This is a genomic window from Pseudonocardia sp. EV170527-09, assembly GCF_008369905.1.
Classification (GTDB): domain Bacteria; phylum Actinomycetota; class Actinomycetes; order Mycobacteriales; family Pseudonocardiaceae; genus Pseudonocardia.
Genome location: NZ_VRMC01000067.1, coordinates 1 through 14,305, shown reverse-complemented (window position 1 = coordinate 14,305; position 14,305 = coordinate 1). Strand labels below are relative to the sequence as shown.

16 protein-coding genes are annotated in these 14,305 nt (G+C 73.5%); 11 read left to right on the top strand and 5 right to left on the bottom strand.

What is annotated here, in order from left to right; translation table 11 throughout:
• Nucleotides 1-35: 35 nt before the first annotated feature.
• Nucleotides 36-710: a response regulator transcription factor gene (locus FVA95_RS19685; protein WP_020623283.1), complete on the bottom strand. Its 675-nt coding sequence runs from the start codon at nt 708-710 to the stop codon at nt 36-38.
• Between the two features lie 53 nt (nt 711-763).
• Between FVA95_RS19685 and FVA95_RS19680 the strand changes: the two genes are divergently transcribed.
• The 9 genes from FVA95_RS19680 (at nt 764) to FVA95_RS19640 (ending at nt 9,355) form a co-directional block, all read left to right on the top strand.
• Complete coding sequence (locus FVA95_RS19680) at nt 764-2,047, top strand: sensor histidine kinase KdpD (RefSeq protein WP_149665501.1); 1,284 nt, start codon at nt 764-766, stop codon at nt 2,045-2,047.
• A gap of 82 nt (nt 2,048-2,129) precedes the next feature.
• Nucleotides 2,130-3,236 carry an NDMA-dependent alcohol dehydrogenase gene (locus FVA95_RS19675; RefSeq protein WP_043277598.1) on the top strand — a complete coding sequence of 369 codons (1,107 nt, stop codon included), beginning with the start codon at nt 2,130-2,132 and terminating at the stop codon, nt 3,234-3,236.
• Between the two features lie 86 nt (nt 3,237-3,322).
• On the top strand, nt 3,323-4,015 hold the full coding sequence (locus FVA95_RS19670; RefSeq protein WP_149665500.1) for a GntR family transcriptional regulator: 693 nt from the start codon (nt 3,323-3,325) through the stop codon (nt 4,013-4,015).
• A gap of 65 nt (nt 4,016-4,080) precedes the next feature.
• Nucleotides 4,081-5,439, top strand: coding sequence for an allophanate hydrolase (locus tag FVA95_RS19665; protein ID WP_149665499.1), 1,359 nt, complete (start codon nt 4,081-4,083; stop codon nt 5,437-5,439).
• A gap of 59 nt (nt 5,440-5,498) precedes the next feature.
• On the top strand, nt 5,499-6,242 hold the full coding sequence (locus FVA95_RS19660; RefSeq protein ID WP_193564386.1) for a cysteine hydrolase family protein: 744 nt from the start codon (nt 5,499-5,501) through the stop codon (nt 6,240-6,242).
• Nucleotides 6,239-6,916: a cysteine hydrolase family protein gene (locus tag FVA95_RS19655; RefSeq protein ID WP_149665498.1), complete on the top strand. Its 678-nt coding sequence runs from the start codon at nt 6,239-6,241 to the stop codon at nt 6,914-6,916. Before FVA95_RS19660 ends, FVA95_RS19655 begins: the two co-directional genes overlap by 4 nt.
• Nucleotides 6,913-8,583, top strand: coding sequence for a regulator (locus tag FVA95_RS19650; RefSeq protein WP_149665497.1), 1,671 nt, complete (start codon nt 6,913-6,915; stop codon nt 8,581-8,583). The genes FVA95_RS19655 and FVA95_RS19650 overlap by 4 nt, the downstream gene beginning before the upstream one ends.
• Entirely contained in the window at nt 8,580-8,984 is a 405-nt protein-coding gene (locus FVA95_RS19645; RefSeq protein WP_149665496.1) for an AtzH-like domain-containing protein, read from the top strand. Before FVA95_RS19650 ends, FVA95_RS19645 begins: the two co-directional genes overlap by 4 nt.
• Nucleotides 8,978-9,355 carry a hypothetical protein gene (locus FVA95_RS19640; protein WP_075310120.1) on the top strand — a complete coding sequence of 126 codons (378 nt, stop codon included), beginning with the start codon at nt 8,978-8,980 and terminating at the stop codon, nt 9,353-9,355. The genes FVA95_RS19645 and FVA95_RS19640 overlap by 7 nt, the downstream gene beginning before the upstream one ends.
• A gap of 48 nt (nt 9,356-9,403) precedes the next feature.
• Here the strand turns inward: FVA95_RS19640 and FVA95_RS19635 are convergent, their stop codons facing one another.
• Genes FVA95_RS19635 through FVA95_RS19620 form a run of 4 tightly spaced genes read right to left on the bottom strand, consistent with a single transcriptional unit; the run spans nt 9,404 to nt 12,921 of the window.
• A complete protein-coding gene (locus FVA95_RS19635; RefSeq protein WP_149665495.1) occupies nt 9,404-10,420 on the bottom strand; it encodes an LLM class F420-dependent oxidoreductase in 1,017 nt (338 codons plus the stop codon).
• Nucleotides 10,417-11,691, bottom strand: coding sequence for a cytochrome P450 (locus FVA95_RS19630; protein WP_149665494.1), 1,275 nt, complete (start codon nt 11,689-11,691; stop codon nt 10,417-10,419). The genes FVA95_RS19635 and FVA95_RS19630 overlap by 4 nt, the downstream gene beginning before the upstream one ends.
• A 37-nt stretch (nt 11,692-11,728) precedes the next feature.
• Nucleotides 11,729-12,508 (bottom strand): coniferyl-alcohol dehydrogenase, encoded by a 780-nt coding sequence (locus FVA95_RS19625; RefSeq protein ID WP_149665493.1) that lies wholly within the window; start codon nt 12,506-12,508, stop codon nt 11,729-11,731.
• Entirely contained in the window at nt 12,505-12,921 is a 417-nt protein-coding gene (locus tag FVA95_RS19620; RefSeq protein ID WP_149665492.1) for an SCP2 sterol-binding domain-containing protein, read from the bottom strand. The genes FVA95_RS19625 and FVA95_RS19620 overlap by 4 nt, the downstream gene beginning before the upstream one ends.
• 306 nt (nt 12,922-13,227) lie before the next feature.
• On the opposite strand from FVA95_RS19620, the gene FVA95_RS19615 reads away from it, so the two are divergent.
• Together FVA95_RS19615 and FVA95_RS19610 are read left to right on the top strand one after the other, a co-directional pair.
• Nucleotides 13,228-13,806 (top strand): TetR/AcrR family transcriptional regulator, encoded by a 579-nt coding sequence (locus tag FVA95_RS19615; RefSeq protein WP_149665491.1) that lies wholly within the window; start codon nt 13,228-13,230, stop codon nt 13,804-13,806.
• A 308-nt stretch (nt 13,807-14,114) separates the two neighbouring features.
• On the top strand, nt 14,115-14,305 hold a 191-nt coding region (locus FVA95_RS19610), incomplete at its 3' end, for an ATP-binding cassette domain-containing protein (protein ID WP_149665490.1).

Below are 14,305 nucleotides of genomic sequence, written 5' to 3'. Positions count from 1 at the left end.
GGGCCAGGGTTGGCCCGCCCGGGCCGTGCTGCCCCTCAGCGCCCGGCCGGGTGCTCGTCGAGCAGCCCGCAGCGCCCGGCCAGCGCGGCCGCCTCGATCCGGTTGGCCGCGCCCAGCTTGTGCAGCAGCGAGGCGATCATGCGCTTGGCGGTGCGCTCGCTGACCAGCATCGGGCGCGCGATGTCGGCGGTCTCCAGGCCCCGCGCCAGCAGCGTCCACAGCTCGATGTCGCGCTCACCGAGCCGGTCGAGCAGGCCGTCGGCGGTGCGGTCGGCCGCGACGAGCAGCGCGTCGAGCAGCTCCGCGCGCAGCACCCGGACCCCGGCCGCGATCGACAGCAGCGGGGCGACCAGCACCTCCGGGTCGGCGGACTTGCCCAGGTAGCCGTCGGCGCCGGCGCGCATCGCGGCCGCGGCCAGGTCCAGGTCCTCGGTGCCGGACAGCGCCAGCACCCGGGTGGCGGGGTAAGCGGCCTTGATCCGGCGGATCGTCTCCACCCCGCCCAGCGGCGGCAGCGCGAGGTCGACGATCGCGATCCCGGCCCGGTGCCGCCCGACCAGCGCGACGGCCTCCTCCCCGGCCGTGGTGGAACCCGCGACCCGGAAGGTGTCCCCGGCGCGGGACTCCAGCAGCAGGGCGAGCCCCTGCGCGAACAGGGCGTGGTCGTCGACGATGACGACGACGTGCGGCGCTGTCGGCGCGGGCGGCATGCCCCGAGCCTAATGTGGCCCCGACCCGCGTCCCCGTCCGAGAGGTCCCGACCGTGACCGCGCACCCCGGTGAGCTCCCCGAACGCACCCGGGAGGAACGCCAGGCCGTCGTGCTGCGGCTCTGCGTGGTGCTCGCCGCCGTGGGCCTGGTCGTGAGCCGCCCGGACCTGACCGGCGAGCGGCCGGTCGTCGCCGCGGTGCTGGTGGGGCTGAGCACGGTGTACGCGGCGGTGCTCGGCGTCGTCTCGCTGGTGCGGGGGCGGCTGCCGGTGCCCCCGGCCGTGCTGACCGGGCTCGACGGCGTGCTCAGCGTGCTCGCCTGCGGGTTGACCGGCGGCGTCGCGAGTCCGATGGTGGGGGCGCTGCCGCTGGTCGTCATCGCGATCGCGTTGCGCGGGGGGCCGCGCGTCGCGCGGTTCGCCGCGCTCGGGCTCGGTGCCGGCTACACCGTCGCGGTCCTGCTCGGGTCCGGCCCGGGCGTCGCCGTCGCCGACGCGCTCCTGGCCGGACTGTGGTGGACCGGCTTCCTGTTCGCGACCGCCGTGCTCACCGGGGTGCAGGTGCGGTTGCTGGAACACCAGCTGGCCGACATCGCGACCACCCGGGCCCGTGCGGAGAACGAACACGAGCGCTACCTGTCCGAGCGTGCGCTGCGGGACCGGATCGTGTCCCAGAGCCGGGCCCGGCTCGACGGTGCCCGTGTCGTGCTGCACGAGTTCCGGACCCCGGTCGCCTCGCTGACCGCGCTGTCGTCCGACCTCGCGGCGGGCAGGCTGGACGGTGACGCGGCCCGGCGTGCGTCGCGGCTGCTCGCCGACCACGCCGCCCACCTCCAGGACATGCTCGACGGGCTGGCCGACCTGGCCGTCGCCGACGGCAGCCCGCTCGGGCGCGACCGGCCCCGCCGCGTCGCGCTCGCCGAGCTCGCCGACGCCGTGCTCGACGCGGCAGGCATCGCCGCCCACCGGCGGCACCCGGTCGTCGAGCCGGCCGGGGCCGCCGTCCACTGCGACCCGCAGCGGCTGCGCCGGATGCTCACCAATCTGGCCGAGAACGCCGCCCGGCACTCCGGCGACGAGGTCGTGGAGCTGCACCTGTCCCACGACGGCGCCGTGCTCACCGCGGAGGTCCGGGACCGCGGTCCCGGCCTGCCCGCGGGCCAGGAGGGCGTCGTGACGGCCAAGGGCGTCGCGCTGGGGGAGCGCCGCGGCACGGCCGGGCTGGGCCTGTGGATCGCCGAGGCGCTCGCGTCCGCGATGGACGGTGAGCTGAGCCTGCTCCCGCGCGAGGGCGGCGGCCTCGTCGCCCGTCTCACCCTGCCGCTCGCCGGCGCCTGAGGACCGGCCTGGCACCCGGGGGCCAGCGCTGGCGCGGACGACGGGTGTGCCGGAGGTCTCGGCGCGACCAGGATCCACCACCATGCGTACGACGGCAGCGGTGCTGTGGGAACCCGGTGGCAAGTGGGAGATCGAGGAGGTCGAGCTCGACTCCCCGAACGCCGGTGAGGTGATGGTCGAGCTGACCGCGTCGGGGCTGTGCCACTCCGACGAACACCTCGTGACCGGTGACCTGCCCGCGGTCCTGCCGATGGTCGGCGGCCACGAGGGCGCCGGCCGGGTCATCGAGGTCGGCCCGGGTGTCACCGAGCTCGAGGTCGGCGACCCGGTCGTGATGACCTTCCTGCCCTCCTGCGGGCGCTGCCCGTACTGCTCCAAGGGCCAGCCGAACCTCTGCAACGACGGCGCCGGCGCCACCCTCGGCCCGCAGCTCGACGGCACCTACCGGTTCCACGCCCGCGGCGAGGACCTGGGCCAGATGTGTCTGCTCGGCACGTTCGCCCGGCACACCGTCGTCCCGGTGAAGTCGGCCGTGAAGATCGACGAGGGCTTCCCGCTCGACCTGGCGGCGCTGGTCGGCTGCGGTGTCACCACTGGCTTCGGCTCCTCGGTCCGCACCGCGGACCTGCGGGCCGGGGACACCGCCGTCGTCGTCGGCATCGGCGGCATCGGCGCGAACGCGGTGCAGGGCGCCCGCGCGGCCGGGTGCCGGTACGTCGTGGCCGTCGACCCGGTCGAGCACAAGCGGGAACGCTCCCGCGAGCTGGGCGCCACGCACGTCGCCGCCAGCATCGACGAGGCCTGGGAGATCGTCAGCGAGGTGACCCGCGGGCAGATGGCCGAGGCGGCGATCCTGTGCACCGGCGTCGCGATGGGTGAGGACCTGCAGCCCGCGCTGCAGCTGGTCGGCAAGCGCGGCCGGGTCGTCGTCACCGCGCTGGCCCGGGCCGAGGAGGAGACGGCGTCGCTGTCGCTGCTCGACCTCACGCTCTACGAGAAGCAGATCCGCGGCGCGCTGTTCGGCAGCTCCGCGGCGCAGTTCGACATCCCGCGACTGCTGGAGATGCACAACCTGGGACAGCTCAAGCTGCGTGAGCTGATCACCAAGGAGTACACCCTCGACCAGGTCAACGAGGGCTACGAGGACATGCGTTCCGGGCGCAACATCCGCGGGCTCATCCGGTACTGAGCACGACCGGGGCGACTCGCACAGACCCGGATCTGACAGGCTGGTGGGGTCGTCCTCCCGTCCCGTCGTCCCCAGGAGTCGCCCCGGTGAGCTCGGAGGCCCCGCTCGAGGAGCTCGGTTCCCCGAGCCTGGTGGAGCTGGCGCTCGACCGGATCCGCCGGGACATCCTGCGGGGTGTGTTCGCGCCGGGGGAGCGGCTGGTCGAGGAGCAGCTGACCCGCCGGTTCGGCATCAGCCGGGCGCCGGTGCGCGAGGCACTGCGTCAGCTCGGCGAGCAGGGACTCGTCGAGCACCTCCCGCGGCGCGGGGTCCGGGTCTGCGAACTCTCGGCCCGGGACATGACCGAGCTGTTCGGGCTGCGCGACGCGCTGGAGCGGTTCGCCGTGGACGAGATGTTCGCCGGGAGCGGGCGCCGGGACCCGGCCCGGCTCGCCCGCCTGCAGCGGGCCACCGAACGGATCGAACGCGCCGCGGCCGACGACGGCGAGGGCGCCGCGGTCGACCGCGCCGAGGCGCACCGCGAGTTCCACCTGGCCCTGGTCGGGCTGGCCGGGCACCGGCACCTCGTCCGGGTCTTCGAGCCGGTCATCCTGCAACTGCAGCTGTACATGGCGACCAACATGCGTCGTGAGGCCGAGCAGCGCTCCCCGGCCGAGGGGGCACGACGCCACCGCCGGCTGTACGAGGCGGTCGTGGCCGGGGACCGGGCGGGTGTGCTCGACGCGCTGGCCCACCACGGGGGCCGCGCCTACCTCGGCCCCGAGCTGCACGAGCAGTAGCAGACGTCACGCAGCTGTTACCTCGGACACCTTGAGGTGACACCAAACTGTCGACAATCGACGGAATGCAGCTGCTGTCCAGCCCCTCGGCGACCGTGTCCGGCCTCCGCGCCGGCTACGCCTCCGGCGCCCTCCGTCCCACGGACGTCGTCGCGGAGCTGACCGCCAGGATCGACGCCCGCGGCGACGACCACGTCTGGATCTCCCGCACCCCGGCCGACGAGCTGCACCGACGGGCCCGTGAGCTGGAGGGGCTCGACCCGGCCGGCCACCCGCTGTGGGGCGTGCCGGTGGCGGTGAAGGACAACATCGACGCCGTCGGTCTCCCCACCACCGCCGCCTGCCCGGCGTTCACCCGCACCCCCGAGGCCGACGCCACCGCGGTCCGGCGGCTGCGCGCGGCGGGCGCGATCGTCGTCGGGAAGACCAACCTGGACCAGTTCGCCACCGGTCTGAACGGGGGCCGCTCGCCCTACGGGGCGCCGGAGAGCGTCTTCGGTGGCGACCTGATCTCCGGCGGGTCCAGCTCGGGCAGCGCCGTCGCCGTCGCGGCCGGGCTGGTGCCGGTCGCGCTGGGCACCGACACCGCCGGGTCCGGGCGGGTGCCCGCCGCGCTCAACGGCGTCGTCGGGCTCAAGCCCACCCGTGGCCTGGTCGGCACGGCCGGGATGCTGCCGGCCTGCCGATCGCTGGACTGCGTCAGCGTGTTCACCCGCGACCTCGCCGGGGCCGCCGAGGTGCTCGCGGTGCTGGCCGGGCCGGACCCGGACGACCCGTGGTCCCGGGCCGCCCCGCCGGAGGCCCCCGGCGCCGGCCCGGTCGTCGTCGCGCTGCCGGAGGACCTGAATCTCGACCGCGGTGACGGGACGGTCGACACCGGGTTCGCCGACGCCTTCGCCCGGGTCGCCGCGACCGTCGCCGCCCGGGCCGCGGGCACCGTCGGCACCTCCACCGTGGCCCTGCGCGAGGCCGGGGACCTGCTCTACGGCGGGCCGTGGGTGGCCGAACGGCTCGCCGTCCTCGCCGCCGTCCTCGACGCCCACCGCGACGCCGTGCTGCCGGTGACCCGCGCGGTGATCGAGGCGGGCGCCCGGTTCTCCGCCGTCGAGGCGTTCCGCGCCCGGTACCGGCTGCAGGAGCTGCGTGCCGAGGTCGCCCGGCTGTTCGCGACCGCGGACGTCCTGCTGCTCCCGACCGTGCCGACGACGTTCACCCGGGCGGAGCTGGCCGCCGAGCCGGTCGTCCGCAACCTCGTCCTCGGCCGCTACACCCAGGCCACCAACCTGCTGGACCTCGCCGCCGTCGCGGTGCCCGCCGGGACCACCGACGACGGACGGCCGTTCGGGGTCACCCTGCTCGGCCCCGCCTTCTCCGAGGCCCGGCTGCTGCACGCCGCGGCCGCGCTGCTCGGACCGCCGCGATGAGACCGCCCGCACCGCGCCCGTCCCCTCTGCCCGCACCGACCACCGGAACCGGAGGCGCCATGACGACCGACGCAGTCGACACCGCAGTCGACACCGCGACCCGCACCGCCACCATCGGGCCGGTCGCGGCCCGTCCCTACCCCTGGCCCTACGACGGCACCGTCCCCGCCGCCCGCACTGCGCTGATCTGCATCGACTGGCAGGTCGACTTCTGTGGGCCCGGCGGCTACGTCGACCGGATGGGATACGACATCGAGCTCACCAGACAGGGCCTCGCCCCGACCGCCCGGCTGCTGGCGCACGCCCGCGAGACCGGGATGCTCGTCGTCCACACCCGGGAGGGACACGCCGCGGACCTGTCCGACCTTCCCGCGAACAAGCGCTGGCGGTCGCGGCGGATCGGGGCGGAGATCGGCAGCCCCGGTCCGGTGGGGCGGATACTCGTCCGCGGCGAACCCGGCTGGGAGATCGTGCCGGAGGTCGCCCCGGTGCCCGGCGAGGTGCTGATCGACAAGCCCGGCAAGGGCGCGTTCTACGCCACGCAGCTCGACCTGGTCCTCCGCTCCAACGGGATCACCCACATCCTGCTGACCGGCATCACCACCGACGTCTGCGTGCACACCACCATGCGCGAGGCGAACGACCGCGGCTACGAGTGCCTGATCCTCGCCGACTGCACCGGCGCCACCGACCCCGCCAACCACGACGCCGCCCTGCACATGGTGACCATGCAGGGCGGGGTGTTCGGCGCCGTCGGGTCGTCCGACGCCGTCGTCGAGGCGACCACCTGGAGTGACTCGTGATCTCGGTCGACGCCGACCCCGGCACCTTCACCTTCGACCCCGCGACCACCGCCCTGCTGATCATCGACATGCAGCGGGACTTCTGCGAGCCCGGGGGCTTCGGCGAGACCCTGGGCAACGACGTGTCGTTGCTGCGCAGCGTCATCCCGCCGCTGCAGGAGGTCCTGCGCACCGCCCGTGCACTGGGCATGACCGTGATCCACACCCGCGAGGGCCACGTCCCGGACCTCAGCGACTGCCCGCCCGCCAAGCTCAACCGCGGCGAGCCGAGCCTGCGCATCGGCGACCCGGGGCCCAAGGGCCGCATCCTGGTCCGCGGCGAGTACGGCCACGACATCATCGACGAGCTGAGGCCCGAGCCCGGCGAGCTCGTGATCGACAAACCCGGCAAGGGCTCGTTCCACGGCACCACCTTCGGTGCCGAGCTGCGGTCCCGCGGCATCACCAGCCTGATCGTGGCCGGCGTGACCACCGAGGTCTGCGTGCACACGACCGTCCGGGAGGCCAACGACCGGGGCTACGAGTGCCTCGTGCTCTCGGACTGCACCGGCTCCTACTTCCCCGAGTTCCACCGCGTCGCGCTGGAGATGGTGGTCGCCCAGGGCGGCATCTTCGGCTGGGTCGCGCCCTCGTCCGCACTGCTCACCGCACTGACCCGGGAGGCCGTGGCATGACCACGACGGATACCGCACCCCAGCCGATGAGGCTCTCCTGGTGGGTCGCGGGGGACACCAACGCGTTCTTCGGGCTCGGGTTCAACACGCTGGTCAACGTGCTGACCCTGACCGGGCTGTGCATCGGGGTGGTGAACATCCCCGGCGCCGAGGTGTTCGGGGTGATCCTCCCGGCGCTCGGCGTCCAGCTGCTGATCGGCAACGTCTACTACACCTACCTCGCCCGCCGGCTGGCGCGCCGCGAGGGCCGCACGGACGTCTGCGCCATGCCCTACGGCCCGTCCGTGCCGCACATGTTCATCGTCGTCTTCGTGATCATGCTGCCGATCGCGCTGGCCACCGGGAACCCGCTCACCGCGTGGGCGGCCGGTCTCGCCTGGTCGTTCATCATCGGGCTGATCGTGCTGCTCGGCGCGTTCGTCGGTCCGTGGATCCGGCGGTTCACCCCGCAGGCCGCGATGCTCGGCACGCTGGCCGGTGTCTCGATCGCGTTCATCTCGATGCGCCCGGCCGCGCAGATGTTCGAGGCCCTGTGGATCGCGCTGCCGGTCATGGTGATCATCCTGATCGGGTTCTTCACCGACCTGAAGCTGCCCGGGAACATCCCGGTGGGGCTGGCCGCGCTGCTCGTCGGCACCGCGATCGGCTGGGTCGGCGGGTACATGTCGGTGCCCGACGTCGTCTCCGCCGCCGGCGACGTCGCGATCAGCCTCCCGACCTTCGACCTCGCCCGGCTCGGTGCCGGGCTCGCCGACGTCGCCCCGCTGCTCGCCACGGCGATCCCGCTGGGCATCTACAACTTCACCGAGGGCATGACGAACATCGAGTCCGCGGCCGTCGCGGGCGACGAGTACAACATGCGCGCGGTGCTCGCCGCGGACGGTGCCGGCGCCGTCGTCGGTGCCGCGATGGGCTGCCCGTTCCCGCCCGCGGTCTACATCGGACACCCGGGTTGGAAGGCCGCGGGCGGCCGGACGACGTACTCGCTGGCATCCGGGGTGTTCATCTCCGTGATGTGCTTCCTCGGGCTGTTCTCGCTGCTCGGAGCGTTGCTGCCGACCCCGGCGATCGTGCCGATCCTGCTCTACATCGGCCTGCTGATCGGGGCCCAGGCGTTCCAGGAGACCCCGCGCCGCCACGCCGTCGCCGTGGTCATCGCGATCGTCCCGAACATCGCGGCCTGGGCCACCGGGCTGATGAACAACGCCCTGTCGGCCGCGGGGACGACCGCGGCCCGGGTCGGCGAGGAGGCCCTCGCCGGGGCCGGGCTGGTCTACCACGGCACCGTGCTGCTCGGCGGTGGCGCGATCCTCGCCGGTCTGGTGCTCGGCTCGATCACCGCGTTCGTCATCGACAAGAACTTCTTCGCCGCGGCCGCGTACTCCGCCGCCGGGGCGGTGCTCGGGTTCGTCGGGCTGATGCACGCCGAGGCCGTCGGCTGGAACGTGGGCGGGCAGATCGCGCTCGGCTACCTGTTCGCGGCGATCGTGCTGGCCGCGTTCGGGTGGGGCACCCGACGTGGCGCCACCGCCCGGCAGGCCGTCGCGCCGGAGCCCGCCGCCGCGCCGGTCGCCCCGGCGGAGCCGCAGCCGGCTCGGCCGGCTGCGGCCCCGGCCACGACCGAGGGCCCCGACGCCGTCGGCGGACCCCGCCCGGCCACGGCATGACCCGCGGCACGGTCACCGCGGCCGACGAGCTGGACCGGCCCGACGTCGTCGCCGAGGTGCGGGCGGCGTTCGACCGGTACGAGCGGGCGCTGCGCGACGCCGACGTCGCCGTCCTCACCGAGCTGTTCTGGGACGACGACCGCTGCGTCCGCTACGGCGTCGCCGACCGCCAGCAGGGCGGCGCCCAGATCGCCGCATGGCGCCGGGCGAACCCCGGGGTCCCGGCCGGGCGGACGCTGTCCGGCACGACGGTCCTCGCCCTCGGGAGCGACGCGGCCGTCGTCAGCACACGGTTCGGCTACCCGGACGGCGCGCGGGAGGGCCGGCAGACCCAGACCTGGGCGCGGCTCGGCGGCGCCTGGCGGATCGTGGCAGCACACGTCTCGGAGGTGCCGTGCTGACCGGGGGGTTCGCGGTCGTCGCCGCGCACCGGCGGGGCCAGCCGCTGCACCACGAGCTGCTCGCCCTCGGCGCCCGGTTCCGGGCGGTGCGGGTGACCGCGCCGGAGTACCGGCTGCTCGCCCTGGACGGCGACGTCCCGCGCGGCGGGCTGCTCCGGGTCGGCGCGGGCGGGGCGGCGATCGAGGTGGAGGTGTTCGACCTGCCCGCCGCGGCCGCCGCGGGCCTGGTGCTGCCCGCCCCGCTCGCACCGGGCCGGGTCCTGCTCGACGACGGCGATCCGGTCGCCGGGATCGTCTGCACGACGGCGACGCCCGGGGCCCGGGACGTCACCGAGCACGGCAGCTGGCCCGCCTACCTCGCCGCACGGTGATCCGGGGCCGTCCCACCGCATCCGTGCGGGTGGGACGGCCCCGGGGCCTCAGCCGACCAGGTCGCGGATCGTGCGCAGGTGCTCGGGTGCACCGTCCACGACCATCGTCGTGATCAGCGAGTCGCGGAACACCGGCAGCTCCTCGACGATCTTCGCCCTCGGACCGATCAGCGCCACCTGCTCGACCATCGAGGTCGGTACGGCCTTCGCGGCCGCGTCCTTGTCGCCGGCGAGGTAGAGCTCCTGGATGCGGGCGCACTCCTGCTCGTAGCCCATGCGGGCGAAGACCTCGTAGTGGAAGTTCGCGCCCCTGGCGCCCATCCCGCCGACGTAGAGCGCGAGGAACGGGCGGATCCGGTCCGCGGCGGCCTCGACGTCGTCGTCGACGACGACCTGCACCATGCAGACGACCTCGAAGCCGTCCGGGCGCCCGCCGCGGGCGGCGAACCCGGCGTCGAGGGACTCGCGGTAGTGCGCGTCGTGCCGGGGTGCGTAGAACAGCGGCTGCCAGCCGTCGGCGATCTCGGCGGCCAGCGCGACGTTCTTCGGACCCTCGGCGGCGAGCAGGATCGGCAGGTCGGTCCGGTACGGGTGCAGCGTCGAGCGCAGCGGCTTGCCCAGCCCGGTGCCGCCCGGGTACGGGATCGGGTGGTGCGGGCCGTCGGAGAGCACCTTCTCCCGCGCGATCGCGGCGCGCAGGATCCGGACGTACTCCCGGGTGCGCGCGAGCGGCTTCGGGTACGGCTGCCCGTACCAGCCCTCGACGACCTGTGGCCCGGACGCGCCGATGCCCAGCACGACCCGGCCGCCGGAGAGGTGGTCCAGCGTCATGGCGGCCATCGCCGTCGCGGTCGGGGTGCGCGCGGACATCTGCACGACCGAGGTGCCCAGGCGCATCCGCGTGGTGCGGGAGCCGAGCCAGGACAGCGGGGTGAACGCGTCCGAGCCGTACGCCTCGGCCGTCCACATCGAGTCGAAGCCGAGGTCCTCGGCGGCGTCGACCTTCTCCACCGTTCCGGGCGGCGGCCCGGCGCCCCAGTAGCCCAGCGCCAGGCCGAGCTTCACGACGCCGTCCCGAACGTCACCGGTAGCCGCTTGATGCCGTTGATGAAGTTCCCGGTCAGGAACTCCGGCTCGCCCACCGACAGGTCCGGGACCCGGGTGAGGAGCTGGTGGAACAACGCGCGCAGCTGGGTCTTGGCCAGGTGGTGGCCCAGGCAGAAGTGCGGGCCGCCGCCGCCGAAGCCGACGTGCGGGTTCTCGGCGCGGGTGATGTCGAAGACGTGCGGGTCGGTGAAGACGGCCTCGTCGCGGTTGCCGGAGTGGTAGAAGAGCACCACCCGCTCGCCCTCGGCGATCCGCTGCCCGCGGATCTCGGTGTCGCGGGTCGCGGTCCGCCGGAAGGTCAGCACCGGGCTGGCCCAGCGGACGAACTCCTCGACGGCGGGCTTGATCCGGTCGTCGAACTCCTCGGTCAGCAGCCGCTTCTGGTCCGGGTTGCGGTCCAGCGCCAGGATGGCGTGGCTGGAGGTCTGACGGGTGGTGTCGTTGCCCGCGACGCACAGCAGCACGAAGAACGCCGCGATCTCCTCGTCGGTGAGCGCATCGCCGTCGACCTCGGCCTGCACCAGGGCGGTCATCAGGTCGTCGGCGGGGGACTCGCGGCGCAGCGCGGACAGCTCGAACGACGCGGTGTGCAGCGTCATCAGCCCGTTGAGCAGCACCGCCATCGGGTCGCCGTCGCCGATGTAGTCCGGGTCGTTCCAGCCGACCATGGCGTTGGCGGCGTCGGCGACCTCCTGCCGCCTCTCCGGCGGGATGCCGATCATCTGCGAGATCGTCCACATCGGCAGCCGCGCCGCGACCGCGGTCACGAAGTCCGCCGAGCCGTCACCGGCGAGCAGGTCGTCGACGATGAGCCGGGCCTGCTCGGCGATCTGCTCCTCGATCTGACGGACCCGGCGCGGGGTGAACACCGAGCTGATGACCTTGCGCTGGCGGTGGTGGCGCGGCGCGTCCATCGCGAGTATGGAGTGCGCGGCCTCCAGCATGTCCTCGGGCACGTCCTCCAGCATCACGCCCCCGTACTGCTGGCCGGACGCGAAGGTCTCGGCGTCGCGGCTGACTGCCTGGATGTCGGCGTGGGTGACCAACGCCCAGAACCCGGGGGCGTCGGGGTCGGGCAGCAGATCGGTCTCGGCCGGCGGGTGCCAGGACAGCGGGCGCTCGCGGCGCAGCTCGGCGAACCGCTCCTCGCGGGCATCCGGGGTCCGCGCCCAGAACTCCTGGGTGGAGATGTCGAGCGGGTCGTACGGGCGCTTCTCCGTGGTGGTCACGGGATTGCCTCCTCGCGGTTGCGTCGTCGGAACCGGATCAGATCTCGGGTGCGGGGATCATGCCCGTCAACACGGCACCGCTGATGCCGCCGTCGGCGACGAGCGCGTGTCCGTTGATCCAGGCGGACTCCGGACCGGCCAGGAACAGGACCGGACCGGCGATGTCGGCGGGGGTGGCGTGCCTGCCGAGGAACGCGGCGAGCGCGTCGAGGTTCTCCTTGCCCATCGACTCCTCGAAGTCGCCGAGGATGGGGGTCTCGACCGGGCCGGGGCAGACGGCGTTCATCCGCACCCCGTTCTCGCCGAACACGGGGGCCATGAGCATCGTGTAGACGATCAGGGCCTCCTTGGAGAAGTTGTAGGCGTTGCCCGCCTGCGGATGCGCCGCGAACCAGGCGAGCCCCTCGTCGACGGTGTCGGTGGCGAGCAGCTCACGCAGCGCCGTCAGCCGGTCGGCCCAGCCGTAGCCGGCGATGGAGGCGACGTTCACGATCGCGCCACCCGGGCGGATCCGTTCGACGACCGACTCGGTCAGGTGACGGAGCCCGAGCAGGTTCACCCGCAGCACGAGCTCGGCGGGCGCGGTGCCGGGCACCCCGGCCACGTTGCACAGGGCGTCGAACTCCCCGTCGAGCGCGGCGACGGCGGAGTCGATCGACGCGACGTCGGACAGGTCGCAGTGCACGTGCCGCGCGACGCCGACGGGGGTGTCCTTCAGGTCCAGCGAGACGACCTCGTCGCCGGCATCGACGAACCGGCGCGCGACCTCGGCGCCGATCCCGGACGCGGCACCGGTCACCAGTACCCGGCGGCTCACTTGGTGACCAGGAGGTCCTCGCGGCCGTCGGCCTTGAGACGTTCGACGTAGGTGGGGAACAGGCGCTTGGACAACGGCGCGAGCTGCAGGAGCTTGGTGACCGTGCCCTCGACCTTCACCTTGCCCTTGGCCATGGCGAAGGTCAGGTTGACCGTGCCCTGCCAGTAGGCGTTCGCGGTCTCGGTGGACATGGTCATCGTGGCCTGCGGCTCGGGGGCGCCGGCGTCGGAGCCCTTCCAGACCTGCGCCCCGGGCAGGTCGATGATCAGCGCGGAGTCCGGGTCGGTGCACTGCTGACGCAGGACCAGACCGGTGCTGCGGAGCTTCGGCGACAGCTCGGGGTCCGCCAGCGCGGTCTCGAAGATGCCGCCGATGTAGCGGTACAGCTCGTCCTCGTCGGTGAATCCGGGCACGGTTCCTCCACGTCGTCGTGAGTGTGCGTCGTTGCCACCGGAACGTAACGTAGATTACGTTACTGGGGAAGTACCCCGACTCGGAGGACGCGGAGGTCGCTCCGCCGCCCGCCACGGTCGTTCGGGACCGACGCCGTCCCGCCCCGGCGGGCAGCGCTGGGGCGGCCCGGCCCGGCCCTGCTCCGGGTCCCGTCCACCCGACGCGTGACGCGCGGACCGGACGCCCGCCGCGCAGGATCTTCTGATCGGACGCGCGTCCGGCGTGGCACCCTGGTGGGTCGGCACGGGTGGTGGAGAGGGGGCTGGGTGGCCAGGAGAACGGGTCGGCAGATCGCCGCCGAGCAGTACTACGACGCCGCGATGTCGATCCTCGCGCGCGAGGGTGCGGCCGGGCTGAAGATCGGCCCGCTGTGCCGGTCCCTCGGTGTGACCAGCGGATCGTTCTACCACCACTTCGGCGGCTGGGCGGGTTTCGTCCGCGGGCTGCTGCGCTACTGGGAGGCCGAGCAGACCGACCGGATCGTCGAGCTGGCCCGGGCGACCGCGGACCCGGTCGAGCGGATCGACGTGGTCAAGCAGCTCACGGTGGCCCTGCGACACGACGCCGAGGCCGCGATCCGGGCGTGGGCCCAGATCGACCCGGAGGTCGGTCGTGCCCAGGCGCGCGTGGACGTGCAGCGCCGGATCGCGCTGGAACAGGTGGTGGCCGAGGTGGTGCCCGACCCGGGCGACGCCCGCAGGCTCGCCGTCTTCGGCATCTCGCTGATGGCCGGGTACCAGCAGACCTGCGACCCCCGCGACCGCGATCTCCTGCGTGCCCTGTTCGACGACTACCAGCGCCTCATCCTGTCGTACGCCCCGCACGTGACGCCGCCGATCGGGTGATCCTCTGTGCGGGTGGGGCGGTGGTGGCCGAACCGGCCGACCGCGCCCATTCAGGCCGTTCGGACCAGCCCTGCTACCCGACCGGGAGCACTGTTACCCACGGTCCGCAACAATCTGCGGTGATCTGTAACCCTCAGTGACCATAACGTAGAATACGGTACGGTCACTGATCGGCGCCCCCGCCGACCCGCAAGTAACCCCTGACGCGCAGACTCGTTGTGCCGTTCAGCACCGAAGACTGGCCCCCGCTCCCCAGCGTTCCCGGGCCCCGGTGCGGTTCGTCGGTCTATTGCGCGAGGAGGCGACACGTGACCGGTGTCGAGGTGAAGGTCGAGGGACTGACGAAGTCCTTCGGTCGGGCCAACATCTGGTCGGACGTGAGCCTGACCCTGCCCGCGGGTGAGGTGTCGGTGTTGCTCGGGCCGTCGGGTACGGGCAAGTCGGTGTTCCTGAAGTCGCTGATCGGGCTGCTCAAGCCCGAGCGGGGGTCGATCGTCAT

Bases quoted from the DNA above. Each gene is read 5' to 3' on its own strand.
- FVA95_RS19685 (WP_020623283.1), bottom strand. From the start codon at position 710: ATGCCGCCCGCGCCGACAGCGCCGCACGTCGTCGTCATCGTCGACGAC.
- FVA95_RS19675 (WP_043277598.1), top strand. From the start codon at position 2,130: ATGCGTACGACGGCAGCGGTGCTGTGGGAACCCGGTGGCAAGTGGGAG.
- FVA95_RS19665 (WP_149665499.1), top strand. From the start codon at position 4,081: ATGCAGCTGCTGTCCAGCCCCTCGGCGACCGTGTCCGGCCTCCGCGCC.
- FVA95_RS19660 (WP_193564386.1), top strand. From the start codon at position 5,499: ATGACGACCGACGCAGTCGACACCGCAGTCGACACCGCGACCCGCACC.
- FVA95_RS19650 (WP_149665497.1), top strand. From the start codon at position 6,913: ATGACCACGACGGATACCGCACCCCAGCCGATGAGGCTCTCCTGGTGG.
- FVA95_RS19645 (WP_149665496.1), top strand. From the start codon at position 8,580: ATGACCCGCGGCACGGTCACCGCGGCCGACGAGCTGGACCGGCCCGAC.